The sequence below is a fragment of the Aeromicrobium stalagmiti genome, assembly GCF_013283745.1.
Taxonomy (GTDB): domain Bacteria; phylum Actinomycetota; class Actinomycetes; order Propionibacteriales; family Nocardioidaceae; genus Aeromicrobium; species Aeromicrobium stalagmiti.
On sequence record NZ_JABSTZ010000002.1, the window covers coordinates 505,747 to 530,789 of the forward strand.

The 25,043-nt window shown below is 69.8% G+C and carries 26 protein-coding genes; 15 read left to right on the forward strand and 11 right to left on the reverse strand.

Features of this window, described 5'->3' with window-relative positions; all coding sequences use genetic code 11:
- The first annotated feature begins 46 nt into the window (after nt 1–46).
- From HQK15_RS11400 to HQK15_RS11410, 3 genes are read left to right on the forward strand one after another with little or no spacing between them, the layout of a single operon-like run.
- On the forward strand, nt 47–961 hold the full coding sequence (locus HQK15_RS11400; protein ID WP_173491577.1) for an alpha/beta hydrolase: 915 nt from the start codon (nt 47–49) through the stop codon (nt 959–961).
- Nucleotides 962–992: 31 nt separating this feature from the next.
- Entirely contained in the window at nt 993–2,270 is a 1,278-nt protein-coding gene (locus HQK15_RS11405) for a histidine-type phosphatase (protein WP_173491578.1), read from the forward strand.
- 25 nt (nt 2,271–2,295) lie between these two features.
- Entirely contained in the window at nt 2,296–3,564 is a 1,269-nt protein-coding gene (locus HQK15_RS11410; RefSeq protein WP_173491579.1) for a hypothetical protein, read from the forward strand.
- A 134-nt stretch (nt 3,565–3,698) separates the two neighbouring features.
- Here HQK15_RS11410 and HQK15_RS11415 read toward each other — a convergent pair whose 3' ends face one another.
- The gene (locus HQK15_RS11415) at nt 3,699–6,287 is read right to left on the reverse strand and encodes a DEAD/DEAH box helicase (protein ID WP_173491580.1); all 2,589 of its coding nucleotides are present in this window, start codon (nt 6,285–6,287) and stop codon (nt 3,699–3,701) included.
- A 98-nt stretch (nt 6,288–6,385) separates the two neighbouring features.
- On the opposite strand from HQK15_RS11415, the gene HQK15_RS11420 reads away from it, so the two are divergent.
- The 6 genes from HQK15_RS11420 to HQK15_RS11445 all read left to right on the forward strand — a co-directional run bounded on the left by HQK15_RS11420 (nt 6,386) and on the right by HQK15_RS11445 (nt 10,091).
- On the forward strand, nt 6,386–6,754 hold the full coding sequence (locus tag HQK15_RS11420) for a DUF3253 domain-containing protein (RefSeq protein ID WP_217361598.1): 369 nt from the start codon (nt 6,386–6,388) through the stop codon (nt 6,752–6,754).
- Between the two features lie 36 nt (nt 6,755–6,790).
- On the forward strand, nt 6,791–7,093 hold the full coding sequence (locus HQK15_RS11425) for a hypothetical protein (protein ID WP_173491582.1): 303 nt from the start codon (nt 6,791–6,793) through the stop codon (nt 7,091–7,093).
- Between the two features lie 12 nt (nt 7,094–7,105).
- A complete protein-coding gene (locus tag HQK15_RS11430) occupies nt 7,106–7,936 on the forward strand; it encodes a serine hydrolase domain-containing protein (RefSeq protein ID WP_367649155.1) in 831 nt (276 codons plus the stop codon).
- Nucleotides 7,937–7,988: 52 nt separating this feature from the next.
- Nucleotides 7,989–8,369, forward strand: a complete 381-nt coding sequence (locus tag HQK15_RS11435) for a hypothetical protein (protein WP_173491583.1) — start codon at nt 7,989–7,991, stop codon at nt 8,367–8,369.
- Between the two features lie 62 nt (nt 8,370–8,431).
- The gene (locus HQK15_RS11440) at nt 8,432–9,253 is read left to right on the forward strand and encodes a dioxygenase family protein (RefSeq protein WP_173491584.1); all 822 of its coding nucleotides are present in this window, start codon (nt 8,432–8,434) and stop codon (nt 9,251–9,253) included.
- Between the two features lie 49 nt (nt 9,254–9,302).
- Complete coding sequence (locus tag HQK15_RS11445; RefSeq protein ID WP_173491585.1) at nt 9,303–10,091, forward strand: MBL fold metallo-hydrolase; 789 nt, start codon at nt 9,303–9,305, stop codon at nt 10,089–10,091.
- Nucleotides 10,092–10,125: 34 nt separating this feature from the next.
- Here the strand turns inward: HQK15_RS11445 and HQK15_RS11450 are convergent, their stop codons facing one another.
- Nucleotides 10,126–11,163, reverse strand: coding sequence for an isopenicillin N synthase family dioxygenase (locus HQK15_RS11450; protein WP_173491586.1), 1,038 nt, complete (start codon nt 11,161–11,163; stop codon nt 10,126–10,128).
- A 182-nt stretch (nt 11,164–11,345) separates the two neighbouring features.
- Between HQK15_RS11450 and bluB the strand changes: the two genes are divergently transcribed.
- Complete coding sequence (gene bluB, locus HQK15_RS11455) at nt 11,346–12,035, forward strand: 5,6-dimethylbenzimidazole synthase (RefSeq protein WP_173491587.1); 690 nt, start codon at nt 11,346–11,348, stop codon at nt 12,033–12,035.
- Nucleotides 12,032–12,715, forward strand: coding sequence for a lysozyme family protein (locus HQK15_RS11460; RefSeq protein WP_173491588.1), 684 nt, complete (start codon nt 12,032–12,034; stop codon nt 12,713–12,715). Before bluB ends, HQK15_RS11460 begins: the two co-directional genes overlap by 4 nt.
- On the opposite strand, the gene HQK15_RS11465 is transcribed toward HQK15_RS11460, so the two are convergent.
- The gene (locus tag HQK15_RS11465; RefSeq protein WP_173491589.1) at nt 12,712–13,032 is read right to left on the reverse strand and encodes a putative quinol monooxygenase; all 321 of its coding nucleotides are present in this window, start codon (nt 13,030–13,032) and stop codon (nt 12,712–12,714) included. The genes HQK15_RS11460 and HQK15_RS11465 overlap by 4 nt on opposite strands.
- Before the next feature lie 71 nt (nt 13,033–13,103).
- Nucleotides 13,104–13,484: a thioredoxin gene (gene trxA / locus HQK15_RS11470; protein WP_173491590.1), complete on the reverse strand. Its 381-nt coding sequence runs from the start codon at nt 13,482–13,484 to the stop codon at nt 13,104–13,106.
- A 222-nt stretch (nt 13,485–13,706) separates the two neighbouring features.
- Between trxA and HQK15_RS11475 the strand changes: the two genes are divergently transcribed.
- The 3 genes from HQK15_RS11475 to HQK15_RS11485 all read left to right on the forward strand — a co-directional run bounded on the left by HQK15_RS11475 (nt 13,707) and on the right by HQK15_RS11485 (nt 17,002).
- Complete coding sequence (locus tag HQK15_RS11475; protein WP_173491591.1) at nt 13,707–15,353, forward strand: DUF7669 domain-containing protein; 1,647 nt, start codon at nt 13,707–13,709, stop codon at nt 15,351–15,353.
- A 280-nt stretch (nt 15,354–15,633) separates the two neighbouring features.
- Complete coding sequence (locus tag HQK15_RS11480; protein WP_173491592.1) at nt 15,634–16,743, forward strand: PQQ-dependent sugar dehydrogenase; 1,110 nt, start codon at nt 15,634–15,636, stop codon at nt 16,741–16,743.
- A gap of 82 nt (nt 16,744–16,825) precedes the next feature.
- Nucleotides 16,826–17,002 (forward strand): hypothetical protein, encoded by a 177-nt coding sequence (locus HQK15_RS11485; RefSeq protein ID WP_173491593.1) that lies wholly within the window; start codon nt 16,826–16,828, stop codon nt 17,000–17,002.
- Nucleotides 17,003–17,087: 85 nt separating this feature from the next.
- Here HQK15_RS11485 and cspE read toward each other — a convergent pair whose 3' ends face one another.
- Both cspE and HQK15_RS11495 read right to left on the reverse strand, forming a co-directional pair.
- Nucleotides 17,088–17,291 carry a transcription antiterminator/RNA stability regulator CspE gene (gene cspE / locus HQK15_RS11490; RefSeq protein WP_056214575.1) on the reverse strand — a complete coding sequence of 68 codons (204 nt, stop codon included), beginning with the start codon at nt 17,289–17,291 and terminating at the stop codon, nt 17,088–17,090.
- Between the two features lie 213 nt (nt 17,292–17,504).
- Nucleotides 17,505–17,969 (reverse strand): CAP domain-containing protein, encoded by a 465-nt coding sequence (locus tag HQK15_RS11495; protein WP_173491594.1) that lies wholly within the window; start codon nt 17,967–17,969, stop codon nt 17,505–17,507.
- A gap of 218 nt (nt 17,970–18,187) precedes the next feature.
- Between HQK15_RS11495 and HQK15_RS11500 the strand changes: the two genes are divergently transcribed.
- Nucleotides 18,188–20,584, forward strand: a complete 2,397-nt coding sequence (locus HQK15_RS11500; protein WP_367649145.1) for an immune inhibitor A domain-containing protein — start codon at nt 18,188–18,190, stop codon at nt 20,582–20,584.
- Nucleotides 20,585–20,770: 186 nt separating this feature from the next.
- On the opposite strand, the gene HQK15_RS11505 is transcribed toward HQK15_RS11500, so the two are convergent.
- From HQK15_RS11505 to HQK15_RS11525, 5 genes are read right to left on the reverse strand one after another with little or no spacing between them, the layout of a single operon-like run.
- Entirely contained in the window at nt 20,771–22,060 is a 1,290-nt protein-coding gene (locus HQK15_RS11505) for an MFS transporter (RefSeq protein ID WP_173491596.1), read from the reverse strand.
- Nucleotides 22,050–22,475, reverse strand: coding sequence for a MarR family winged helix-turn-helix transcriptional regulator (locus HQK15_RS11510; protein ID WP_173491597.1), 426 nt, complete (start codon nt 22,473–22,475; stop codon nt 22,050–22,052). Before HQK15_RS11510 ends, HQK15_RS11505 begins: the two co-directional genes overlap by 11 nt.
- Nucleotides 22,476–22,496: 21 nt before the next feature.
- Nucleotides 22,497–23,735 carry an APC family permease gene (locus HQK15_RS11515; RefSeq protein ID WP_173491598.1) on the reverse strand — a complete coding sequence of 413 codons (1,239 nt, stop codon included), beginning with the start codon at nt 23,733–23,735 and terminating at the stop codon, nt 22,497–22,499.
- 1 nt (nt 23,736) lies between these two features.
- On the reverse strand, nt 23,737–24,552 hold the full coding sequence (locus tag HQK15_RS11520; RefSeq protein ID WP_173491599.1) for an exodeoxyribonuclease III: 816 nt from the start codon (nt 24,550–24,552) through the stop codon (nt 23,737–23,739).
- A gap of 33 nt (nt 24,553–24,585) precedes the next feature.
- Nucleotides 24,586–24,978 (reverse strand): DUF1304 domain-containing protein, encoded by a 393-nt coding sequence (locus tag HQK15_RS11525; RefSeq protein ID WP_173491600.1) that lies wholly within the window; start codon nt 24,976–24,978, stop codon nt 24,586–24,588.
- Between the last annotated feature and the right edge of the window lie 65 nt (nt 24,979–25,043).

Here is a 25,043-nt window from a genome sequence, read left to right on the forward strand (position 1 = left end):
CTGACTTCGAGTGGCCGAGACGGCGTGCCGGCCAGATGATCGGTGCATGCGCACCGACGTCGACATCATCAGCCACGGCACCCGTCTCTCCGCGTGGCACTACACCGCGGAGTCCGAGGCGCTGGCGTCCGTCCGCGGCAGGCCGTGCGTGATCATGGCGCACGGCTTCGGGGCGACGAAGGACGCCGGGCTCGAGCCGTTCGCCGAGAGGTTCGCCGAGGCAGGCGCTGACGTCCTCGTCTTCGACTACCGGGGGTTCGGGACGTCCGACGGTGACAACCGACAGGACGTCGACCACCGTCGGCACCGCCAGGACTATCGCGCCGTCGTCGCGCACGCGCGGGCGATGCCCGGCGTCGACCCCGACCGCATCGTGCTGTGGGGCAGCTCCTACTCCGGTGGGCACGTCATCGCTGTCGCGGCGGGCGACCCCCGGATCGCCGGGGTCATCTCGCAGGGAGCGGCGATGGACGGGCTGGCCGCGGTGCTGATGATCTGGGGCTACGCCGGGCCGCTGCAGCTCCTCAAGCTGACCGGACACGCGCTGAAGGACGTCGCCCGCGCCGTCACCGGACGGCGTCCGCACCTCATCCCGATCGTCGGACCGCCCCGGAGCATCGCCGCGATCTCGAGCCACGACGGCGAGGCGGGCTACCGCACGATCATGGGCCCGACGTTCCGCAACGAGATGCGCGCCCGTGGCATCCTGCCGATCCTGGCCAACCGGCCGGTCACGCAGGCCAAGAAGCTGCGCATGCCGGTGCTCCTCGTCGTCGCGGCCCAGGACACGATCGCTCCGGTCTCGGCGGTCGAGCGGGTGGGGCGCAAGGTCTCGGGCCCGGTGACGGTCAAGCGGTTCGACGTGGGCCACTTCGACATCTACGCCGGTGAACCCTTCGTGAACTCCGTCGCGGCGCAGGTCGAGTTCGTCCAGGAGCTCGCGGCGGTGCGCCTACGCTGAGAGCGACCTGTCACGACCGGGACCCGAGGCCATGTTCTCCAGCATCATCACCTTCCTGCTGACCGTCCTGTCGACGGTGGTCCCGCCGACGTCGGCGACCGGTGGGCCAGGCGCGGACAGCGCGGCGTACAACCAGCACTACTACGCCAACCAGACGCCGTACGGCGACGCCGCCACGGCGCCGGTGATGGAGGCGCCCGACGGCTATCGGCTCACCTTCGTCGAGACGGTCGGACGCCACGGCGCCCGCACGCTGACCAGCTCGGCCCGTGAGCGCCGATCGCTCGCAGTCTGGTCCGCGGCGAAGAAGCAGGGCGCACTGACCGACCTCGGTGCGCAGTACGCCGACGACGTCACCCGGTTCCAGAAGCCGGAGCAGCAGATCGGCTACGGCAACCTGAGCTCGATCGGTGCACAGGAGTGGCAGGGCATCGGACGCCGCACCGCCGACGCGTACGGCGACTTCCTGCGGCAGGCGACGAGGGCCGGGGACCAGGTCGTGTTCAAGACGTCGCCGGTCCTGCGGACGATCGAGAGCGCTGACGCGATGCGCTCGAGCCTGCAGAAGGCGGTGCCGGGGCTCGAGGTCGCCGACTACGTGACCGACCCGGCGACGCTGCTGATCGGCAACGGTGCGTCCATCAACGGCAACCGTGCCGTCGAGCAGGTGCTCGCGCGCCCGGAGGTCGTCGCCGCGGCCGAGCACCTGCTGGGCCGTCTGTACGACGCGTCGTTCGTCGACGCGCTGGCCGATCCGGTCGAGGCTGCGCTCGACGTCTACCTGCTCTACTGCACCGCCCCGGGCATGGCGGCCGACACCGACGTGACCTTCGAGCCGTACGTGCCGCTCCGCGACGCCAAGGTGCTGGCCTATGCCGTCGATGCGAAGAACTTCTACCAGTACGGCCCCGGCGTGGCCGGTGAGGACAGCTCGTACCGGGCGGCGCGACTGTTGCTCGACGACTTCTTCGCAGCCCTCGACGACCGGCTCGCCGGTGGCGACACGGCCGCGGTGTTCCGCCTGGCCCACGGCGAGACGACCATGCCCTTCGCGGCGCTGATCGACCTGCCCGGCAGCCAGGAGCAGGCACCGGCAGGCAGCGTCTACACCTACGACGACAACGACTGGCGCGGATTCGTCGCGGGGCGGCTCGGCGGCAACATCGAGTGGGCGGCGTACGCGAGTCGCTCGGGCAAGGCGCTGGTGACGGTCCGCTACAACGAGCAGCCGGTCAAGCTCGCCTCCGGCTGTCGCGCCACGACGCCGTACTTCTACCGACCCGCCGAGCTGCGACGCTGCCTCGACTGACCGTCGCCAGACCTACAGTGGACGGATGCGAACCCGGCGCCGTCTGCTTGCCCTCACCGTCGCGATGACCGCGCTGGCGGTGCCGCTGTCGTCCGCCCGCGCCGACGTCAGCAATGCGAAGTTCTACGCCAACCAGACGCCGTACGGCAATCCTGCGAGCAGCCAGGTCAAGGCGGCACCGAGCGGGTACGACCTGTTCTTCCTCGAGACCGTCGGGCGTCACGGCTCACGGTCGATGACCAACACCGATGGCGAGAAGCGGGCGCTCGCGATCTGGACGACCGCATCCCGCCGGGGACTGCTCACGACCCGCGGCCGGCAGTTCGCCGCCGACCTGCGGTCGTTCCAGGCCGCGGAGAAGAAGCTCGGCTACGGCCATCTCAGCTCGATCGGCAAGGACGAGTGGCAGGGCATCGGCCGTCGCACCGCGACCGTCGCTGGCGACTTCTTCGCCGAGGTCGCGCGCTCCGGCGACAAGGTCGCGATGACCACCTCGCCGATCTACCGCACCAAGCAGAGCGCCCACTACATGGAGGTCGGTCTCTCGCGGGCGGTGCCGGGGCTGCGCTACGCCGCCCGGACGACGGACGACGACCTGTTGATCGAGGACGGCTCGTCCCGCAAGGGCAGGGCCGCGATCGCTGCTGTCGAGCGTCGCTCGAGCGTCCGCACGGCGGCCAAGGACGTCCTGCTGCGGATGTACCGTCCGTCGTACGTCGCGTCGATCAAGGATCCGCTGCAGGCGGCGCTCGACGTCTACCTGCTCTACTGCATCGGCGCCGGCATGAGGGACGACACCGACGTGACGTTCGCCGACTACGTGCCGCTGTCGGCCGCGGCCAAGCTCGCCGAGGTCAAGGACGCGCACAACTTCTACCGCTACGGCCCCGGCGTCTCGGGGGAGCGCAGCTCCTACAAGGCTGCCGACCCGATCCTCGACGACTTCTTCGCCCGGCTCGACCGCCGCACGCGCGGCGGGCACACCGCAGCGGTGTTCCGGCACGCCCACGGCGAGGTGACGATGCCGTTCGCGGTGCTCAGCCGGATGCCCCGCAGCCAGAAGCAGGCGAGCAGCGGATCACCGTTCACCTACGGCAGCAACCCGTGGCGCGGCTACGTCGTCGGACGCATGGGCGGCAACACCGAGTGGGCCGCCTACAAGAACGCAGGCGGCTCGGTGCTGGTCACGTTCCGCTACAACGAGCAGCCGGTCACCCTCACGTCGTGCACCCCGTCGGGCGCCGGCGGCGGCTACTTCTACCGGGTCTCCCAGCTCAAGAAGTGCCTCGGCTGACGTCGGTCCTGGACGGATCCCGAGACATTCGGACGGCTCAGCGACCTCAACGTCTCATGATCCGTCGCACCGGGGACCGACGATGAGACATCCGGGTCGCTCCGCGGGCGAGATGTCTCAGGACAGGTGCCGCGCTAGCGCTTGAGGCGGACGAGGTCGGCCAGCGCAGCGTCGGACAGCTCGGTCAGGGCGCCCTCGCCGCCGTTGACGACCGCGTCGGCCAGCGAGCGCTTCGACCGGATGAGCTCGGCGATCGACTCCTCGATCGTGCCCTCGCTGATGAGGCGGTGGACCTGGACGTTCTTGGTCTGCCCGATGCGGTGCGCGCGGTCGGTGGCCTGGTCCTCGACGGCGGGGTTCCACCAGCGGTCGTAGTGGATGACGTGGTCGGCGCGCGTGAGGTTGAGGCCGACGCCGGCGGCCTTGAGCGACAGCACGAACACCGGCAGCTGACCGCTCTGGAAGGCGTGGACCATCTTCTCGCGGCCGCGCACCGTGGTGCCGCCGTGCAGGAACTGGTTGCCGATCTTCTTCTCGTCGAGGTGCCGCGTGAGCAGCCGGCCCATCTGGGCGTACTGCGTGAAGACGAGTGTCGCGCCCTCCTCGGCGACGATCTCCTCGACGAGCTCGTCGAAGACGCCGAGCTTGCCGGAGCGACCGGTCAGGCGGCCCTCGGGCTCACGGAGGAACTGTGCGGGGTGGTTGCAGATCTGCTTGAGCTGCGTGAGCAGCTTGACCACCAGACCGCGGCGCTGGATGCCCTGCGCCTGCTCGATCTGCGCCATGGTGCTGCGCACGACCGCCTCGTAGAGGCCGACCTGCTCGCGGGTGAGGTTGATGCTGTGGTCGGTCTCGATCTTGGGCGGCAGCTCCGGTGCGATGCCGGGGTCGGACTTGCGGCGGCGCAGCACGAACGGCCGGATGAGCTGAGACAGGCCGGTGGCCTTCTCGGTGTCGCGACGTGACTCGATGTCGCGCGACCAGGTGCGCCGGAACTGCTCGTAGGTGCCGAGCAGGCCCGGTGTCGTCCAGTCGAGGATCGCCCAGAGCTCGGAGAGGTTGTTCTCGACGGGCGTGCCGGTGAGGGCCAGGCGGGCGACGGCGGGGATGTCGCGGATCGCGCGCGCCGTGCGGGCGTGCGGGTTCTTGATGTTCTGCGCCTCGTCGGCGACGACGAGGCCCCAGCCGGGCTCGTGCTCGGCCAGCAGGTCGGCGTCGGCGCGCATCGTGGCGTAGGTCGTGACGAGGAACCCGTCCTTGACGTCGACGAGGTTGCGACGCGCCCCGTGATAGCGGTGGACGGGCACGCCGGGGGCGAATCGCTTGATCTCACGCTCCCAGTTGCCGAGCACCGAGGCAGGGCAGACGACGAGGGTCGGCGCGGTCGACTCGACCGCCCGCTGCAGGTGCAGCGCGATCAGCATGACGGTCTTGCCGAGGCCCATGTCGTCGGCGAGGATGCCGCCGAGCCCGAGGTCGACGAGCTGGGTCATCCACTGCAGGCCCTGCAGCTGGTAGTCGCGCAGGTGACCGTCGAGGTCGGACGGCTGGCGTCCGGGCTGGATGTCGCGGTCCTGCACCGCGAGCCGCTTGCGGACGTCCTCGAGCCACCCGACGGTGTCGACCTCGGTCGTGTGGCCGTCGACCTCGAGCTGGCCGGTGACGGCGGCCCGCAGCGCGTCGAGCGCGGAGATGTCGCGGGTGCGCTGCTCCAGCACCCGGTTGAGGCGTGACTTGTCGACGAAGACCCACTTGTCGCGCAGCCGCAGCAGCCCGCTCTGCGACTGCGCGAGCTGGTCGAGCTCGGCCGCCGAGAGGATGTCGGCGCCGAGGGCGACCTGCCAGTCGAACGAGAACAGCTGGCCCTGGGTGAACGCCGAGGGACGGTCGGATCCGGGCGTCTCGCGACGCTGGACGACCGCCGACGTCGACAGCTCGCGGACGAGCTCGGGCGGCCACCGCACCTCGACGCGGTTGGCCATGAGCGTCGGCGCCAGGCTGCGGTCTCCGAGACGGGCCAGGTCGTCGGGGCTCACGGTGACGGCGCCGCGGGCGTGCGCGTCGCGCAGGGTCGCCGCCGAGGCCCACCACGGCTCGAGGCGGCGCAGCATCGCGGCCGTCGGCTCCTTGGCGTCCTGCGCCATGGGGTGGGACGAGCCGTTGAAGAGGTCGCCGGCGTCGAAGGCCGCGAACGAGCCGGAGCGGGGGTGGACCCGCAGCCGGACGACGGCCGCCTGGTCAGGGGTGGGTCGCTCGAGGAACGACACGATGAGCGACCACGAGAACGTCGTCTCGCGCGTCCGTTGCGGGGCGGCCTGCGGCGAGACGTACGGCTGGCGCTGCGGGGTCGAGGCGGCGGCGGGCGCGTCGACCGCGAGGGCCTTCATGAAGGCGTTGATCGACGCCTGGCCGGCTCCGGCGTTGGGGCCGATCGCGGCGCCCGAGTTCTGCAGCTGGTTGAGCTCGGCGGCGTCGGGGGAGCCGAGCGCGCCGCGCGCCATGATGCGCAGCGCGAGGATCGCCGGGGTCGCCCAGGCGCGCACCGACTTGTCGGCCGCCATGACCCGGATGCCCTGGCTGAGCGCGCCCACGGCCTCGTTGGCGGTGGCGCTCTGGTCGCCGTCGGGGGCGTGGAAGACGAACCGCGAGTCGGCCGGATCCTCTGCCGCGACGAACTCGACCGGATAGCGCAGCAACAGGCGCAGATCCATCGCGGTGGGCATCCCTTTATTGTCGCCCACGCCTCCAAGCAGCGGGCAGCGAGGTGGGGTGGGACATGTCACGGTTGGCGCTGGTGCCCGCCACGGGGGAGGCTGTTCAGGTGCCTCCTGCCAGCAAGACCTGTGTCGCCTGCGGTCGAGCGATCAAGTGGCGCAAGAAGTGGGAGCGCGACTGGGACCAGGTCCGCTTCTGCAGCGCCGCCTGCCGCAAGCGGGGTGTCAGCGCCGTGGACGTCGACCTCGAGCGCCGGATCCTCACGATGCTTGGCTCGCGAGCCCGCTCGTCCACGATCTGTCCGTCCGACGTCGCCCGCGAGGCGGCGCCTGACGACTGGCGTCCGCTGATGGAGCCCGTACGCCGTGCTGCTCGCCGACTCGTCGACCGTGGCGAGGTCGAGATCACCCAGGCAGGGGCGGTCGTGGACCCGTCCACGGCCAAGGGGCCGATCCGCATCCGGCTGCCGCGCTGACGGCACCCATCCGCACCGTTCTGAGAGGGTGGGCACATGAGGTGGGGAGCGGGGGCGGCTGTCGCTGTGGTGCTGCTCGCCGCCGCGTGCTCAGGGACCGACGGCCGTGGCACCTCGCCGCGAGCGTCGGCGACGACCACCACGACGTCCACCCCGACCGCCGAGCCCGCGCCGACCCCGACCTATCCGGGACGTGAGTGGGCCCGGGCCGAGCAGGGTGACTGGGAGGCGCTCGACGCCGAGCTCGCCGCCGACGGGTCGACGTGCGTGGCAGTGGTCAAGGACGGGCGGCTCGTCCACGACGCCTACTGGAACGGCGGGGCGCCCGACGCCCGCTAGAAGGTCTACTCGATCACGAAGTCGCTGACGTCCCTGCTCGTCGGCATGCATGCCGACGACGGTTCCCTCGACCTCGACGACACCGCGTCGGAGTCGGTCGACGAGTGGCGGGGGAGCCCGGCCGAGGCGGTGACCGTCCGCGACCTGCTCGCGATGACGTCCGGGCGCCGGTGGGACGAGGTCAGCGACAGCCGCATGATCCGCAGCGAGCCCGACAAGACGGCCTTCTCGACCGGCCTCTCCCAGGTGCAGCGCCCAGGCGACGAGTGGGTCTACGACAACAGCGCCGTCCAGACGCTCGAGTCGGTGCTCGACGACCTCGACGAGTCCGACGACGTCGTGGCCAACGCCGAGCGGCGGCTGCTCGAGCCGCTCGGGATGCGCGACACGGAGTGGGGTCGTGACGCCGCTGGCAACGCCCTGACGTTCTCGGGCGTGGAGTCGACGTGCCTCGACCTGGCCCGGGTCGGGCACCTGATGCTCACCGACGGCACGTGGAAGGGCGAGCAGCTGATCTCGGCCGACTACGTGGCGCAGGCGACGAGCACGTCGTCACGCCTCAACGCGGCGTACGGGCTGCTCTGGTGGGTCAATGCCGAGGGGCGGGTCGTCGAGGTGCTGCGCCAGGCGGGCTTCCAGACCGACAAGGCTCCGTACGAGGGGCGGCTCGCGCCCAGCGTGCCGGACGACGCGTTCTGGGCGTTCGGCTACGGCAACCAGTACGTCGCGGTGGTCCCGAGCGAGGGCGTCGTCGCCGTGCGCCTGGGCGCCCGTCCGTCCTCGCCCGACCGGGTCACGTTCGACAGCTTCACCGCGGGCGTCCTCGCGTCGCTCGACCGGTAGCGCGTCAGCAGCGCCGGCCCGGAGTGTCCGACCCTGCTGATTGAGTGCAGCCATGGACCTCGACGAGCCGGGCTGGCCGCTGATCGACGACTTCTTCCACGACCTCGCCGAGGGCCGCAAGGCCGAGACGGTGCGACGCTATGCCCGGGTCCGCCTGCGGACGTACGACTTCCTCGACGTCGACGACATGACCACGTGGCTCGACCCCGACGACGCCGTGCTGCTGGCGGCCGAGCGAGAGTTCCTGCGCGAGGGTGCGGTCTGGACGCTCCTCGGCATCGACGGCGTGCTGCGCTGCCTGCCGGGACTGCTGACGCCGGAGCGCCTGCCCACGTCAGCGGCCGAGGCCCGCATGCAGGTCAGCGTCGTCAACCGGTTGGCCGACCACCTGCGCCGACACCTCGCGGTCCCGCAGCAGCCGGGCTCCTCGTGACGCTAGGAAGTCGGTGCGCCATGGGGTATAGTTGAAGCATCAACTAATCCCGAAGGACTGTCATGGCCACGTACTCGATCTCCGATCTCGACAACCGGCTCACGCCGAGCGACCTGATGCCGGCGATGTTCGTCGGCCACGGCAACCCCATGCACGCGATCTCCGACAACGCCTACACGCGCAAGTGGACCGCGCTCGGGAAGCAGCTGCCCGAGCCGCAGGCGATCGTCGTCATCAGCGCGCACTGGCTCACGCCGGGCGCCACCCACATCACGGACGCTCCCAAGAACCCGATCATCTACGACTTCGGCGGCTTCCCCGACGAGCTCTTCCAGGTCACGTACGACACGTTCGGTGATGCCGACGTCGCGAAGCTGCTCGCGAAGCAGCTCGTCGAGTACGAGGCCGAGCTCGACAAGCAGTGGGGCCTCGACCACGGCACCTGGAGCGTCCTGAAGTTCCTCGCGCCGCACCCCGACGTGCCCGTCCTGCAGATCAGCATCGACTACTCCATGCCGCTGCCGAAGCTCTACGAGCTCTATGGCCGGCTGCGCGCGATGCGACGCCGCGGCGTGATCTTCATCGGCAGCGGCAACATCGTCCACGCGCTCGGTCGTGCACGGTGGGAGCCCGGCGCTCCCGCGTGGGACTGGGCGCAGCAGTTCGACGCCGACACCGCCGTCGCCCTGCGCGACCGCCAGATCGGCAAGCTGCTCGACCCCTACGGCACGTGGGCGGAGGCCCGCATCGCGGTGCCGACCGACGACCACTACCGCCCCATGGTCGCCGCGCTGAGCCTGCTCGAGGACGGCGAGGACATCAGCTTCTTCAACAGCTCGATCGACATGGGCTCGATCGGCATGAGGTCATTCGTCACGTCGTGATCGTCCGTCATGGTCGACGCGGTGGCGTGGAGGGCACTACGGTCTCGGCATGACTGACGCGACCATCACCCACATCGGCGGCCCGACGGCCCTCATCGAGGTGGGTGGTTGGCGCATCCTCACCGATCCGACGTTCGATCCTGCGGGACGTCGCTACTTCTTCGGCTGGGGCACGACGTCGCGCAAGCTGGCCGGTCCGGCGATCAGCCCGGCCGATCTCGGACCGATCGACGCCGTCCTGATCAGCCATCACCACCACGGCGACAACCTCGATCCCGCCGGCGTCGAGCTGCTGCCGCGCCTCGGCACGGTGCTGACGACCGTCAAGGGCGCTGCGAAGCTCGGTGGTGGAGCTGTCGGGCTCGCGGCGTGGGACACCTGGACGCTCCAGGCCCCGGGCAAGGAGACCATCACTGTCACGGCGACGCCGTGCCGCCACGGCCCGGTCGGCAGCGAGCCCATCACGGGGCCTGTCATCGGCTTCGCCCTGCAGTGGGCCGGTCAGGCCCACGGACAGCTCTGGATGACCGGCGACACCGTGCTGTACGCCGGCCTGCGCGACGTCGCCGAGCGGATCGACGTGGGCACCCTGCTGCTGCACCTCGGCGCGGTGAAGTTCCGCTACCTCTCGGCGGGGCTGCGCTACACGATGGACGCCCGCGAGGCCGTCGAGCTGCTCGGGCTCGTCGACCCCACGACCGTCGTGCCCGTCCACTACGAGGGCTGGTCGCACTTCAGCCAGGGACGCGGGCCGGCCGAGGCTCGGCTGGCCGCGTCTCCGTACGCCGACCGGATCCGCTGGATCGACCCCGGGGAGTCGACGGACCTCGAGATCTGAGGGCGGGAGGCGCCCGCGCCCCCGACGACTGCGCCTAGCGCTGCGACTGCAGCACCCGTTCGGCCTCGCGCACCGCATCGGTGTTGATGCGGCCGGCGCGCGACCCGGCGAGCTTCGCCGCGACGTGCTCGGCGACGGTCACCGGCGCATACAGGTCAGGGTGCTCGGCGTCGACGCACGACGGCAGGGTCGTGATGACCGCATCGGCGTTGCCGTCGTGGAAGAACGCCGCGGAGCGCCGCCGCTGGATCGTGCCGTCGACGATCGGCGGCTTGACCCGGTGCAGGGTCGACATCCACTGCTCGTTGGTCCAGCGTGCCATCAGGTCGCCGATGTTGACGAGCAGCGCGCCCTCGGCTGGTGAGACGTCGTGCCAGCCGCCGTCGTCGCCCAGCACCTGCAGGCCGCGGACCTGGTCGGCCCACAGGATCGTCACGATGCCGAAGTCGGTGTGCTCGCCCATGCCGGTGAGCTCGCCGTCGAGGGTCACGTCCGTGCCCGCCGGAAGCGCGTAGTTGTTCATCCGGAGCACGTTGATCGAGTGGTCGGTGAAGGCGTCGAAGTAGCCGGCCGGCAGTCCCAGGGCGTCGGCGAAGATGCCGACCATCGTCTCGGCGACCCGTTCGGCCTCGTCGAGATAGGTCTCGACCCGGCTCTCGAACCCGGTCAGCTCGGGCCAGGTGTTGTCGGCGTAGTGCTCCGGCATCGTGACACCGGGGTGGTCGTGGATCGTGCGCCCGACGTTGAAGGCCTCGAAGAAGTCGGCCATCCGGCCCGCCGACTCGACACCCAGGCTCAGCGAGAGCGACTCCGACTTCGGCGCCGAGTAGCCGCGGTTCTCGCCGGGAGGGCGCACGTAGGAGGTCTTCTCGTCCATGGTGCAGCCGAAGAAGCCGTCCATGGCCTCGCCGAGGCCGGCGACGACCTCGTCCGGCACGCCGTGCCCGACGACCTGGATGAATCCGACCTCTCGGCAGGCGCGGTCGACCTGGGCGGCGACCTCGCCCCGGTCGCGCGGGCTGCCGCCCTGCACGTAGGCGCTGATGTCGACGGTGGGAACGCTGAACGTCATGTCTTCTCCTTGAACGGGTGCGGTGGGCGGTGCGTGTCGTGAGGAGGTGTCCGCTGTCAGGTCCAAGGAGTTGGGCCGGCTGTCTGTTGAACTCTCGCGACGAGCAGAGCGTAGCGGCGCGGTGTTTCGGCGATGTGAAACCTCACAGCGGCGCCGGCGGGCCGACGTGCGAGGGTGTCGGGGTGAACGACCACGCCTTCGACGACGACGAGCGGGCAGCCGTCTACCGCGCCATCGCCGAGCGACGCGACATGCGGCACTTCAGCGGCGGCTCGGTGCCCGAGGCGGCGCTGGCGCGGATGCTCGAGGCGGCCAACTGCGCGCCCAGCGTCGGGCTCATGCAGCCGTGGCGGTTCATCCGCGTGACCGACGTCGGCCTCCGCTCCGCGATCCACGCCCTGGTCGAGGACGAGCGGGTCAGGACCGCCGAGGCGCTGGGGGAGCGGTCGGACGAGTTCATGCGGCTCAAGGTCGAGGGGGTGCTGACCTGTGCGGAGCTGCTGGTCGTCGCCCTGACCGACGGCCGCGAGCGGCACGTCTTCGGACGACGCACGATGCCGCAGATGGATCTGGCGTCGGCGTCGTGCGCGATCCAGAACCTCTGGCTGGCCGCGCGCGCCGAGGGCTTCGGTATGGGGTGGGTCTCGCTGTTCGACCCGCCCGACCTGGCCGACCTGCTCGGCATGCCCGACGGCAGCGAGCCGATCGCGGTGCTGTGCCTGGGACCGGTCGACGCCTTCTACGCCCATCCGATGCTCGAGGAGGAGGGCTGGGCGAGGGTGCGGCCGCTGTCGGAGCTGCTCATCGAGAACAGCTGGGACGCGGGCGCATCGGCCACCGACTTGGGTCTGGCCCGGACACTGGACGGGTGAATCGCTCCACCCTCCTGCTCGTCGTCTCCGGTCTCGCCGCGGCCGCCCTCCTGCTGGTGGTGCTGCGCCCCGACACCGAGCGGTCGTCTCGGCTGCCTGTGGTGGAGCGTCCGACGGCGGCGGCCAGCCCGGGCGACGACGAGGTGGCTCGCGCCAGCCGTGACACCGGCATCCCGGCACGGGCCCTCACGGCCTATGTCGACGCGGCCGAGCGGCTCCGGGAGTCCGTCCCCGGGTGCGGGCTGGCGTGGAACACGCTGGCCGGCATCGGCTCGTCCGAGAGCAGTCACGGCGCCTTCGGCGGAGCGCGTCTGGACGACTCGGGAGTGGCGTCTCCCCGGATCATCGGCGTCGCGCTCGACGGCACCGGAGGCAACCGGGCGATCCGCGACACCGACGGCGGATCGCTCGACGGCGACACGACGTGGGACCGCGCGGTCGGCCCCATGCAGTTCATCCCCACCACGTGGGAGCGGTGGGGCGAGTCCGCCGACGGTGGAGAGCCCGATCCGCACGACATCGACGACGCCGCGCTGGCGGCGGGTCGTTATCTCTGCGACGCCGGGGGAGACCTCAGCACGTCGCAGGGCTGGTCGCGGGCCGTCCTGACCTACAACCAGAACAGGGCGTACGCCGAGAAGATCGCGCAGACCGCCTCGACGTACGCCGACCAGCTCTAGGAGACCGACAGCTCGCCCATCTCGCCCCAGCCGTCCTGGTCGACGGTCTGGCTGACGATCAGGGGAGTCTGCTGGAGCGCCTGCGGCATGGTCGCCATGGCCTCCTGGAAGTGCGCGCTGGTCACGTGCGCCTCGGCGGCGTCGTCGTCGAATGCCTCGACGAGGACGAACTCGTCGGGGTCGTCGACGCTGCGGGACCAGTCGAACCAGCGGTTGCCGGGCTCGGCCCGTGTCGCCTCGGTGAACGGGCGGACGTGCTCGAGCCAGCGATCGGTCCACTCGGGCTTGGTGCGGAACTTGACGACGATGAAGATCATGTCGCCACGGTATCCAGACTCGTCAGGCTCCGCCCGCTCCAGGACGGCCGCTCAGCTCAGGACGGCTCGCCTCAGGACTGGGCAGCCTCGGCTGCCTCCGCCTCGGCGACCTTGCGGCGGACGTCGTCCATGTCGAGGTCGCGCACGGCCTGGATGACCTGCTCGAGTCCGGCAGCCGGCAGGGCGCCGGGCTGGGAGAACACCAGCACGCCGTCGCGGAACGCCATCAGCGTGGGGATGGACGTGATCTGCGCGGCCGCGGCGAGCTCCTGCTGGTCCTCGGTGTCGATCTTGCCGAAGACGACGTCCTGGTGGGTCTCGCTGGCTGCCTCGAAGACGGGGGCGAACTGGCGGCACGGGCCGCACCACGACGCCCACCAGTCGACGAGCGTGATGCCCTCGGCGCCCAGCGTGTCGTCGATCGTGTCCTTGGTCAGGGTGACGGTGCTCATGATTGCCTCTCGTGGGATGACTCCGTACATCCCTCTCAACGGCCCAGCACCGGCGGTAATTCCCGCGTGAGTCCGCACGGACGCGCGCCGGCGAAGAGTGTCGATTTCAGTGGGAGAAACCTCGTCATACCGACACACGGACAGACTCTCTCCGTGTAGAAGCAGTGCGCGCGGGCCGTCCTGGACCCGTCGCGCAGGGAGTCTCGGAACGGGAGCTGGGTCGTGAAGTACGACAGACCGGTGTGGCAGATCATGCATCAGTGCGCCGATGCGATGCATGAGGTCTTTCGTTACGAAGACGTGCGCAACTGGTTCGCCGACCACTATCCGGACGTCAACGAGGCGACGATCCGGGCCCACCTGATCGGCCTGACCGAGGGTGGGCGCGCCAAGCACGTCCAGTTCGCGCAGCGGTCTCCGGTCTTTCGCCGGGTCGCCCGCGGCGAGTACGAGCCGATCCCGATCGACGAGCGCGGCGAGGACCCCGACGGACCGCAGCCCTCGGCCAGCAGGATCAAGATGTCCGGCAACGGCGCGCACCGCCAGACGCTGCACGAGGGCCCGGCGCACGAGCCCGTCGTCGGCCGGGAGGCGGCGACTCCCGCCGCCGACCATCCGGCGGGCCAGGAGTCGACCGCCGAGGCGCAGCGGTCGGAGCCGTCGTCCGAGCCGGACGAGGACCCCGAGCCTGCGGCGTCAGGTGAGTCCGACCAGGCGGACGAGCACGAGCAGGAGCAGCACATCCCCGACGTGATCCTGCTGGGCAGCGTGGGGGAGCGGGTCAACGTGCCGGCTCCCGCCAAGGAGGTCTTTCGCGAGGTCTCGTTCCAGCTCAGCCGCCTCGACGCCGAGCTCGCCGGCAGCGAGTGGTTCGTCCTGTCCGCCGAGCACGGTCTGCTCGCCCCCAACGAGTGGATGTCGCCCGATTCACGGACGCTGGCCGACATGGAGCCGGAGTACCGCCTCGTCTGGGCGAGCTGGGTCGTGACGCGGCTGCAGTCGTTGGTGGGCTGCCTCGAGGGGATGTTCGTCCGGGTCGACGCGCCGAATGCCTTCGTCGGGCCGCTCTTCGCCCACCTGCAGGAGGCAGGCGCCGTCGTGGCATCGGGCGACGTGGGCGCCACGATCGCACCCCGTCAGGCCGCGTACGTCAGGCCGGACGCCGCTGCCCAGCGGCGCGCGGCCGAGTCGCTCGCCGCTGAGCGGCTGTCGGTGCACGCGCAGGACGACGACCAGGGCGGCCACGAGCCGTACGACATTCGCGAGGAGACCATGCCCGACCACGACGCAGCCGACCACGACGCACCGGACGAGGAGGAGCTCGCCGAGGTCGTCGAGATCGACGCGGGTGCGTCGATCGCCGCCCACCTGGCCGACGAGCGACACGCCGTTCCGGCGACCGACCTCTCGTCTCTGCCCGAGGCGCCCGGTGTCTACGGCTGGTTCGTCGACCAGTCCGGCGCGCGCGAGCTCAACAGGTGCCTGCGGCTGCCCGTGCGGGCAGGGCTCGTCTTCGTCGGCCAGGTCGGCGGCTCGAGCTGGCACTCGATGGCCGATCCGGTCCTCACGCTGCGTGGTCACGTCGAGCGCATCCAGCTCCACGGCCGCTCCCGCGCGTCGACGTTCCGGATGACGCTGGCGACCGTGCTCAGCGAGCACCTGCGCATGACGTCGGTCGAGGACCCCAGGCTCACCGACTGGATGCTCGAGCACCTGTCGGTCTCGTACTGGGCGAGCGACGACTTCGGCGACCTGCGCGACCTCGAGCAGCGGCTCGTCACCGAGCTCGATTCTCCGCTCAACGTCGACCACCTGCCGGCGACCGAGTACCGCGCCCGCCTGACCCAGATGCGCAGCGCACTGGCCTGAGCCGGAGCGGTGAAGGGTGCCGTCTGATCCCAACGGACTAGGACGTTGGACCCATCTTGTGGCGGAAGGGGCGATTCAGGTTCCGTAAGTCGACTTTGCTCGTCACACTCAAGGAGCACTGATCGCAGGGAGGGAGTCCCAGTCGCCTCGAGCGACGGGCGTTGAGTGCGAGGCGCCCCTCGGCGTCGCCCGGTACGAGGCGGGCAGGCGCCGAGGGCCCTTCCTCGTCCGGCCGGGTCGACGACGAGCCGGGCTTGCCGTCGGCGGGCATGATCGGTGCATGGAACGTCGAACGCTGTTGACCGGATTCGCCGCTGTCGGTGCCGTGACGCTGCTCGGCTGCAGCCGCGACCGGGACGACCCTGCACCCACGACGAGCGCGACGCCGTCCACACCCGAGCCGACCCAGTCCGCCTCACCCCGCGCCGGGACGCCCACGATCGCGGCCACGATCGCCACCGGGCTCAACGTGCCATGGGGGATCGCCTTCCTCGCCAGCGGCGATGCCCTGGTCTCCCAGCGCGACGACGGCAGCATCGTCCGCATCGCCACGGACGGCACCGTCACGACGCTCGGCTCCGTCGACGGGTCCAACGGCTCGCCCGGCGGTGAGGGGGGCCTGCTGGGCATCGCGGTGCCACCGGACGACGAGAGCGTCGTGTTCGCCTACGTGACCACGGCAGCCGACGACCGGATCGTCCGCATGAGCCTGGACGGCGACACCCTCGGCGCACCGAAGCCCGTCCTCACCGGCATACCGATCGGCTCGCGTCACCATGGTGGCCGTCTGCTGTTCGACGACGACGGGTCGCTGTTCGTGTCGACCGGCGACTCCGGTGTCGGCGCTCTCGCCCAGGACCGTGACTCCCTCGCGGGCAAGGTGCTGCGCATCGGTCAGGACGGCAAGGCCGTCGACGGCAACCCGTTCGACAACCGCACGTGGTCCTACGGCCACCGCAACATCGAGGGCCTCGCCTTCGACGAGGAGGGGCGTCTGTGGGCCGCGGAGTTCGGCGAGAAGAGCGCCGACGAGCTCAACCTCATCGAGCGCGGCGGCAACTACGGCTGGCCCGCGGTCGAGGGCACGGGCGACAACGACGACTTCATCAACCCCAAGGTCACCTGGGGCACCGACGAGTGCTCACCGGCCGGCGTCGCCATCACGAAGTCGACCGCCTACGTCGGCGCGCTCCAGGGTGAGTGCCTGTTCGCCGTGCCGCTCAGCGGCGAGAGCGCCGGCAAGCCCGTCGCCCACTTCGGCGGCGACCACGGCCGCATCCGCAGCGTCGCCGTGGCGCCCGACGGGGCGCTGTGGGTCACCACGTCCAACACCGACGGTCGAGGCGACCCTGCCAAGGGCGACGACCGGATCTTCCGCGTGACGGTCTGAAAACTACCTGCGGGTAGGGCTGTCGGTGGGCAAAACATGAGGATAACCTCATGTCATCGCCGCCTATCGAAGGAGAGCCGTCATGGACGAGTCATCGTTTGCCATCGACTCCACCCAGCTGGCCGAGGCCTCGCGTCTCTTCCCGGCCCACCGCCTCGCCCCGGCGAGCCCGCACCCGGTCAGTGACGTCAGCTACCTGGCGTCCACGCCGGGCGTCGAGTTCGCCCGCCACGCGTGGGACGAGGGCGGACACCTCTAGCCCGCAGCAGGCATGAAGAAACCCCCGGAGCACTGCTCCGGGGGTTTCTCACGAAGTCAGCAGCTGCTGATCCGGTCTCCGATGATCAGAGAGGACGGATGTTCGCGGCCTGCAGGCCCTTCTGGCCCTGCTCGACGTCGAACTCGACCTTCTGGTTCTCGTTCAGCGAGCGGTAGCCGCTCGACTGGATGGCGGAGAAGTGCGCGAACACGTCCTCGCTGCCGTCGTCCGGAGCAATGAAGCCGAAGCCCTTGTCCGCGTTGAACCACTTCACGGTTCCTGTTGCCATGTCCAACTCCTCTTGGCGAGATGCCACCCACGCCTTTCGCGAGTGGCTGTCGCGACGTACATCCAACCTTCGAGAAGAACTAGACACCCCGAGAGGCAAACCCATTCATTCGTACGGCCCAACGTCGTGCAACTGATTCAAGCCTAGGGCACGGATCGGGCGTTTGGGAAAGGCTTTCTGGCGCGAAATGCTAAATCTGGATGAACTCCTGAGCTACTTGCGGGTGCCGAACACCTGGGCGACCCACCACACGCCGTCGCTGTCCTTGACGGCTCCGACACCGACGTAGCGCATCTTCGTGGCAAGGATGTTGCGGCGATGACCGGACGAGTCCATCCAGGCGTTCACGGTCTTGTTGCCCGAGGAGAAGCCCATGGCGATGTTCTCCGAGACGCCCGTCAGGTTGCAGTCCTTGAGGATCTTCTCCATGCGTCCCTTGCGGTGCTCGAGCGTGCCGCGCGCCGCCATCCACCTCGCCTGGCCCTCGGCCCAGCGGTCGACGCACGAGTGCGCCTTGACCTTCACCTTGTCGTGGGCGACGCGATAGGTGTTGGTGCGGTCGATGACCTGGGTCTCGTAGGTCGAGGACGACACGGCCGAGGCCGGCGTGATCGAGACGAGGAGCAGGAGCGCGGCGATCGCCACGACCCGCAGGGCGCGGTTCCGAGAGGCAGTCATGGGACGAGCGTAGAGGGTGCCGGGGTCACGCCACTAGTCACAAAGAACTAGGTCCGTATAGTCCTTCCGGACCAAAGTCAAGACTGCCGTTCTTCCTGAATGTTCCATAAGTTGGCCGGGTTGCGTCGGGCGCACCTCACGAGGGTGCGCCCAAAACGCGGTGGGGCGATCGCCCCAACGTCATTCGAAGGATCCACCAAGGGGGAACAGTGAAGCGTGTGACTTCAGGCCTCGTCGGCCTCACACTCGCAGCCTCGCTCGGTCTGGCGTACGCCTCACCGGGCACTGCAGCACCAGCACCGCCGGTCAATGCCAGTGACAAGCCGGCCAAGGTCGGCAAGGACGACCTGCCCAACCCGCTCGAGTCGAAGCGTCGCGCGCTGCGCGAGGCGGGCATCACCTCGGTCCTCGACGGTGACGCCAAGGCCCAGCAGCGCTCTGGCAGCACCGTGGTCAAGGTCGGCAAGGGCTACAGCCCCGCCGATGCTGCAGCGCTCGCCAACAAGAAGGCGACCGCGAAGCAGCTCAAGGCGATCAAGGGCAAGAAGAAGAAGGATCAGTACGTCGAGCTCGAGCAGGAGCGCGCCGACAAGATCTTCGTGATCCTCGCGGAGTTCGGCAACGAGCGTCACCCCGACTTCCCCGACCAGGACACCGACCCGTCGGTCCCCGGTCCGACGACCTTCGAGGGTCCGCTGCGCAACAAGATCCCCGAGCCCGACCGCGCCAAGGACAACTCGACCATCTGGCAGGCCGACTACGACCGCCAGCACTACCAGGACCTCTACTTCGGCACCGGCAAGGGCCAGGAGTCCGTCAAGACCTACTACGAGACGCAGTCGTCGGGTCGCTACACCGTCGACGGCCAGGTCCAGGACTGGGTCAAGGTCCCCTACAACGAGGCGCGCTACGGCCGCGACGAGTCCTACCGCACGGTCTGGAACCTCATTCAGGACTCGCTGACCGCCTGGGTCGCCGACCAGAAGGCCGCCGGCAAGACCGACGCCCAGATCAAGGAGACGATCGCGTCGTACGACAAGTACGACCGCTACGACTTCGACGGCGACGGCGACTTCAACGAGCCCGACGGCTACATCGATCACTTCCAGATCGTCCACGCCGGCGGTGACGAGGCCGACGGTGATCCGCAGCAGGGTGAGGACGCGATCTGGTCGCACCGCTGGTACGCGTTCGGCACCGACGCCGGTCTGACCGGCCCCGCGCAGAACCCGCTTGGCGGCACCCAGGTCGGCAACACCGGCATCTGGGTCGGCGACTACACCGCCCAGCCCGAGAACGGTGGCCTGTCGGTCTTCGTCCACGAGTACGGACACGACCTCGGCCTGCCCGACGACTACGACACCAGCGGCGGCGGAGACAACAACAGCGAGTACTGGACGCTGATGGCGCAGTCCCGCCTCAACGGCAAGGGCGAGGCCCTGGGCACCCGTCCCGGCGACCTCGGCGCGTGGAACAAGCTGCAGCTCGGCTGGCTCGACTACGAGGCGATCGCCACGAAGCAGAAGAAGACGCTCGACCTCGGCCCGCAGGAGTACAACTCCAAGAAGGCCCAGGCTGCGGTCGTGGTGCTCCCCGACAAGGAAGTGACCAAGGACAACGGTGCGCCTGCCTCGGGCACGAAGCAGTTCTTCTCCGGATCCGGTGACGACCTGGCCAGCTCGCAGACGACGGACGTCGACCTGACCGGCAAGACCGGGGGAGAGCTCACCGCCAAGGTGCGCTACTCGATCGAGGCCGGCTACGACTACGCCTACGTCCAGGCGTCGACCGACGCCGGCAAGACGTGGACGTCGCTCGACGGCACCATCGGTGGCACGGCCATCCCCGACGACGCGTCGGGCTCGCCGGCGATCGACGGTGAACAGGCCACCTGGGCGGACCTCAAGGTCCCGCTCGGCGCCTATGACGGCCAGAAGATCAAGCTGCGCTTCTACTACAAGACCGACGGCGGAGTCGCCGAGGCCGGTCTGTTCGTGGACGACGTGGCGATCAAGGCCGGTGCCGAGACGTTGCTGGCTGACGGTGCGGAGGACGGCGGAGCCGCCTGGACCTTCGACGGGTTCTCCATCGCCGGTGCGACCTCGACGGAGCTGTTCGACAACTACTACATCGCCGGTCACCGGTCGTACGTCTCGTACGACAAGTACCTGCAGACGGGGCCGTACAACTTCGGGTTCACCAACACCAAGCCCGACTTCGTCGAGCACTACAAGTACGGCCACGGCCTGCTGGTCTCCTACTGGGACACCTCCCAGCAGGACAACAACACCAACGTGCACCCCGGCACGGGCCGCAACCTGATCATCGATGCCAACCCGACCCCCATCACGAACATCGTGACGGGTGCGCCGTGGCGTTCACGCGTGCAGATGTACGACGCACCGTTCTCGCTGCACAAGGCTGACTCGATGACGCTGCACACCAACGGCAAGCCGAGCTACATCCGCGGTCAGGATGCCAAGCCGGTGTTCGACGACACCAAGAAGTACTGGTTCGCCGAGCTGCCCAACCACGGTGTGAAGCTGCCGGCTGCCGGCGTCAAGGTCCGTGTCCTGCAGGAGAAGGGCACGGGTCTGAAGGTCAAGTTCAACTAGACCTTCCCACGATCGGGGGGCGCCCATCAGGGGGTGGGCGTCCCTCCCACGTACGGGGGCACGCATCAGGGGGTGCGTGCCCCCTTCGGCGTTCCCGGAGACGCCGAGAGCGGTGCGCTGGCGTCCAGGACCTGACCTGGTGTGGACGCCGGCGCACCGCCCTGGGGTTGGGGGTGGTGTACGGGGCTACCGCGCGTTGACGACCTCGTCGATCGCGCCGGACGCTCCACCGAACTCGTCGGCGATCTCGCCCTCGACGTCGTCGACGTCCTCGGCCTGGTGACCGTCCTCGTCGAGGCCGGCGTCGGCGTTGGCCAGGAGGCGGTGACCCGTGGCCAGCACGGCGATCGCGGCCAGGACCGCCACCGCGGCGATCGCGAACGGCACGTGCACGTTGAGGTGCTCGACCAGCTTGCCGGCGGCGAACGGCGCGAGACCGCCGCCGATGAACCGGACGAAGCCGTAGGCCGCCGAGGCGACCGGACGCTCGACGGGCGAGACGATCATGACGGCCTGCGTCATCAGGGTGTTGTTGATGCCGATGAAGATGCCCGCAGCGATGACGGCGCCGATCATGAGTGTCTGGTTGGTGGGGCTGATCGCCATGACCGCGAGGTCGATCGCGAAGAGGCCGAGCGAGCCGTACAGCGAGGCGGCCGTGCCGAACCTGCGCTGCAGCCACGGTGCGCCGAGGACCGAGAAGAACGCGACCAGGATGCCCCAGCAGAAGAACACCCAGCCGAGGGCCGTGATCGACAGGTCCATCGGGAACGGCGCGTAGCCGAGCATCGTGAAGAAGCCCCAGTTGTAGAGCAGCGCTGTGATGCTCATCGTGAGCAGGCCGCGGTGGGTCAGGGCCTTGAGCGGAGCACCGAGGGACGTCGGGTGATCGGGCTTCGGGGTGGCCGGCAGCAGGAAGAACGTCGCGACCAGGGCGATCGCCATGAGCCCCGCCACGCCGAAGAACGGGCCGCGCCAGCTGATGTTGCCGAGCACGCTGCCGACGAGGGGGCCGGCGGCGATGCCCAGGCCGAGCGCTGCCTCGTAGAGGATGATCGCGCCGGCGAAGCCGCCGCGAGCGCTGGAGACGATGGCAGCCAGCGAGGTCGCGATGAACAGCGCGTTGCCGAGGCCCCAGCCGGCACGGAAGGCGACGATGCCGGAGATGGTGTCGGTCGACCCGGCGAGCGCGGCGAAGATGACGATGATCACCAGGCCCGTCAGCAGGGTGCGCTTGGCGCCGAGGCGGCTGGAGACCCAGTTGGTCGCGAGCATCGCGACGGCGGTGACGACCAGGTAGCTGGTGAACAGGAGCGTCACCTGGCTCTCGGTCGCGTCGAGCTGGCTCTTGAGGGCGGGCAGGATGGGATCGACCAGGCCGATGCCCATGAACGAGATGACGCAGGCGAACGCGACCGCATAGACGGCCTTCGGCTGCTTGAACAGGCTGCTGGTGTGGCTGGTGTCAGACGACATGAGACTCCATGAGGTGGGTGATGGCGGGAGCGGCCGCGGCCAGGAGCGCGCGGTCGTAGCCGGAGAGGGTGGTCAGGCGGGCCGTGATGGCCTCGTCGTGGGCGAGTCGGCGGGCGGCGAGCTCCTTGCTCCCGATCTCGGTGATCGTGATCAAGGTGGCTCGGCCGTCGACGGGGTCGGCGCTCCGACGGACGAGTCCGGACGCCTCGAGGCGTTGGACCAGGCCGGTCATCGCCGGCTGGCTGACGGACTCGTGGTCGGCCAGCGTCGTGATGCGCTGGGGCCCGAGCCGCTCGAGCACCGAGAGCGTGGCGGCCGCGGTGCGGCTGAGCGAGCTCTGTGGCGCGTCGCGCACCAGCGAGAGGGCGAACTCCCGCAGCGACTGCGCGAGCTCTTCCAGATGAGGTTGCGTCATGCAACCAAATATATCAGGTCCTTATGTATGTGCGCTGTCTGGTCGATCACGTCGGGTGCGCAGGGCGTAGGACACGGCGCCGAGGGCGACGACGGCCGAGCCGGTGACGACCGTGCCCAGGGGCAGCGAGAAGGCCAGCGCGAAGCAGCCGACGAGGCCGACGACGGGGATCGCCCTGGTCAGGGGGGACGGCGGCAGGGTCAGGGCAGAGGCGTTGGCGATCGCGTAGTAGAGCAGCACGCAGAACGACGAGAACGCCACGCTGGTCGCCAGGTCGCCGAGGAGCACGAGCCCGGCGACGACGGCAGCGACGGCCAGCTCGGCGGGCCACGGCACGCGGCGCTCGGCACCGACGTGCGCGAGGACCCCCGGCAGGTGCCCGTCGCGGGCCATCGCGAGCGCGGTGCGTGAGACCCCGAGGGTCAGTGACAGGATCGCGCCACCCGCGGCGAGTGCGGCGGCGGCCACCACCACGGGGACGAGGCCGTCGGCCCCTGCTGCCTCGAGACCGGCGACGAACGGTCGCGACGACGCGGCCAGCGTCGAGGTGCCCAGCACGTGCAGCAGCGCAGTGGCAGCCGCGGCATAGACCACGACGACCACCACGACGGCGATCGCGATGGCCCGGGGGATCGTGCGCTCGGGGCGGCGCACCTCCTCGCCCAGCGTCGCGAGGCGGGCGTAGCCGGCGAACGCGAAGAACAGCAGCCCGGCGGCCTGCAGCACGCCGCGGCCGTCGGTCGGCACGCTGGTCGTCGGGGCGCTGCGCGCCGACCACATCGTGGCGACGGCGACGGCGACGACGCCCAGCACGACCACGGTGATGACGATGCCCACGCCGGCCGACTTCTGGACTCCCAGCAGGTTGACTCCGGTGACGACGACGATCACGGCGACGGCGAGCAGCCGGTCGTGCTCGGGCGAGACGTAGGCGCCGAGGGCCAGCGCCATCGCGGCGCAGGACGACAGCTTGCCCGCGATGAACGACCACCCGGCCAGGTGCCCCCAGAACGGTCCGAGACGCTCGCGGCCGAAGACGTACGTGCCGCCGGCGGCAGGGTAGCGGCTGGCCAGACGGGCGGACGACACCGCGTTGCACGCCGCGACCACCGCCGCGACGGCGAGCGCGACGATCAGGGCGTCGCCGGCGGCCCGCGTCGCCGGACCGAAGACCACGAACAGCCCTGCGCCCACCATGGCGCTGACACCCACGGCCGTCGACCCGGCCAGCCCGAGGCGGCGGTCGAGGGTGCCGGTCATGTCAGAGGTCGTAGTCGACGACGAGCGGAGCGTGGTCGGACCAACGCTCGGCCCAGCTCTCGGCGCGGTCGACCGTGGCCTCGCGGGCGGTGGCAGCCAGCTCGGGTGTCGCGATCTGGTAGTCGATGCGCCATCCGGTGTCGGTGTCGAACGCCTGCCCGCGCATCGACCACCAGGTGTAGGGGCCGTCGACGTCGCCGGCCACGCTGCGGTGCACGTCGACCCAGCCGAGCTCGTCGAAGAACCGGTCGAAGTAGGCCCGCTCCTCGGGCAGGAAGCCCGCCTTCTTCTGGTTGGCCTTCCAGTTCTTGATGTCGCGCTCGGTGTGGCCGACGTTGAGGTCGCCGGTGACGACGGCGTGGGCGCCGGTGGCGCGGATCTCGGCCAGGCGGACCGTCATCTGCTCGAGGAAGCGGTACTTCTCCTCCTGGCGCGGCGTTCCCGCCTCGCCGGAGTGGACGTAGGCCGAGACGGCGGTCAGGGTCGAGCCGTCGGCGAGGGTGATGTCGGACTCGATCCAGCGACCCGAGTCGTCGAAGAAGGTGTCGCCGTTGCCGACGCGGTGGGCGGTGGGCTCGGTGCGGCTCAGGACTGCGACACCCGCGCGTCCCTTGGCCGCGGCCTCGGTGTGGACGACGTGGTAGCCGCTGCCGTCGAGGATCTCGCGCACGATTGCATCGGGCGCACGGACCTCCTGCAGGGTGACGACGTCGGCCTCGCGCTCGGCGAGCCACTCGCTGAGGCCGGAGGACTGTCCGCGGGTCTTGTTGTGGGCGGCACGGATGCCATTGACGTTGACGGTCGCAATACGAAGCACGGCCTCACCCTAACGAGCGCCACCGACGCTCGCTCAGGTGGCGGCGACCAGGCTGGTGACGACCGCGAGGAGCGCCGGAACACCCTGGATCGCGGCGGCGCGGGCGTACGACACGCCGGTCGAGATGAGCACCAGAGCCGCCGCGAGCATGCTGCCGCACGCGAACACGATGAGCGTCCAGCCGATCGTGTCCTTCGTGTCAGACAGGGCGACGACGAGGATGCCCACGATCGTGCCGACCGCGAGGAACAGGTTGTAGAACCCCTGGTTGTAGGCCATGGGCGCCGTGGTGTCCGCATCCTCCTGCGATGCCAGGCCGAACGTCTTCCAGGTCTTGGGCTCACGCCAGCTGAGCGACTCCAGCTTGAAGAACAGGACGTGGAGCAGTGCGGCGACACCGGCGAGCACGAGTGAGACGACAGTCATGGTGGCAATCTAGCCTTGCCGAGCCCCGGACCGGGCACAATGGCAGGCGAGCCCGAGCGGGCGAG

What these genes read in the sequence shown, in the direction of transcription:
- HQK15_RS11400 (WP_173491577.1), top strand. Translation starts at nt 47, where the DNA reads ATGCGCACCGACGTCGACATCATCAGCCACGGCACCCGTCTCTCCGCG.
- HQK15_RS11405 (WP_173491578.1), top strand. Translation starts at nt 993, where the DNA reads ATGTTCTCCAGCATCATCACCTTCCTGCTGACCGTCCTGTCGACGGTG.
- HQK15_RS11410 (WP_173491579.1), top strand. Translation starts at nt 2,296, where the DNA reads ATGCGAACCCGGCGCCGTCTGCTTGCCCTCACCGTCGCGATGACCGCG.
- HQK15_RS11415 (WP_173491580.1), bottom strand. Translation starts at nt 6,287, where the DNA reads ATGCCCACCGCGATGGATCTGCGCCTGTTGCTGCGCTATCCGGTCGAG.
- HQK15_RS11425 (WP_173491582.1), top strand. Translation starts at nt 6,791, where the DNA reads ATGAGGTGGGGAGCGGGGGCGGCTGTCGCTGTGGTGCTGCTCGCCGCC.
- HQK15_RS11435 (WP_173491583.1), top strand. Translation starts at nt 7,989, where the DNA reads ATGGACCTCGACGAGCCGGGCTGGCCGCTGATCGACGACTTCTTCCAC.
- HQK15_RS11440 (WP_173491584.1), top strand. Translation starts at nt 8,432, where the DNA reads ATGGCCACGTACTCGATCTCCGATCTCGACAACCGGCTCACGCCGAGC.
- HQK15_RS11445 (WP_173491585.1), top strand. Translation starts at nt 9,303, where the DNA reads ATGACTGACGCGACCATCACCCACATCGGCGGCCCGACGGCCCTCATC.
- HQK15_RS11450 (WP_173491586.1), bottom strand. Translation starts at nt 11,163, where the DNA reads ATGACGTTCAGCGTTCCCACCGTCGACATCAGCGCCTACGTGCAGGGC.
- HQK15_RS11465 (WP_173491589.1), bottom strand. Translation starts at nt 13,032, where the DNA reads ATGATCTTCATCGTCGTCAAGTTCCGCACCAAGCCCGAGTGGACCGAT.
- trxA (WP_173491590.1), bottom strand. Translation starts at nt 13,484, where the DNA reads ATGAGCACCGTCACCCTGACCAAGGACACGATCGACGACACGCTGGGC.
- HQK15_RS11480 (WP_173491592.1), top strand. Translation starts at nt 15,634, where the DNA reads ATGGAACGTCGAACGCTGTTGACCGGATTCGCCGCTGTCGGTGCCGTG.
- HQK15_RS11485 (WP_173491593.1), top strand. Translation starts at nt 16,826, where the DNA reads ATGGACGAGTCATCGTTTGCCATCGACTCCACCCAGCTGGCCGAGGCC.
- cspE (WP_056214575.1), bottom strand. Translation starts at nt 17,291, where the DNA reads ATGGCAACAGGAACCGTGAAGTGGTTCAACGCGGACAAGGGCTTCGGC.
- HQK15_RS11495 (WP_173491594.1), bottom strand. Translation starts at nt 17,969, where the DNA reads ATGACTGCCTCTCGGAACCGCGCCCTGCGGGTCGTGGCGATCGCCGCG.
- HQK15_RS11505 (WP_173491596.1), bottom strand. Translation starts at nt 22,060, where the DNA reads ATGTCGTCTGACACCAGCCACACCAGCAGCCTGTTCAAGCAGCCGAAG.
- HQK15_RS11510 (WP_173491597.1), bottom strand. Translation starts at nt 22,475, where the DNA reads ATGACGCAACCTCATCTGGAAGAGCTCGCGCAGTCGCTGCGGGAGTTC.
- HQK15_RS11515 (WP_173491598.1), bottom strand. Translation starts at nt 23,735, where the DNA reads ATGACCGGCACCCTCGACCGCCGCCTCGGGCTGGCCGGGTCGACGGCC.
- HQK15_RS11525 (WP_173491600.1), bottom strand. Translation starts at nt 24,978, where the DNA reads ATGACTGTCGTCTCACTCGTGCTCGCCGGTGTCGCCGCACTGCTCCAC.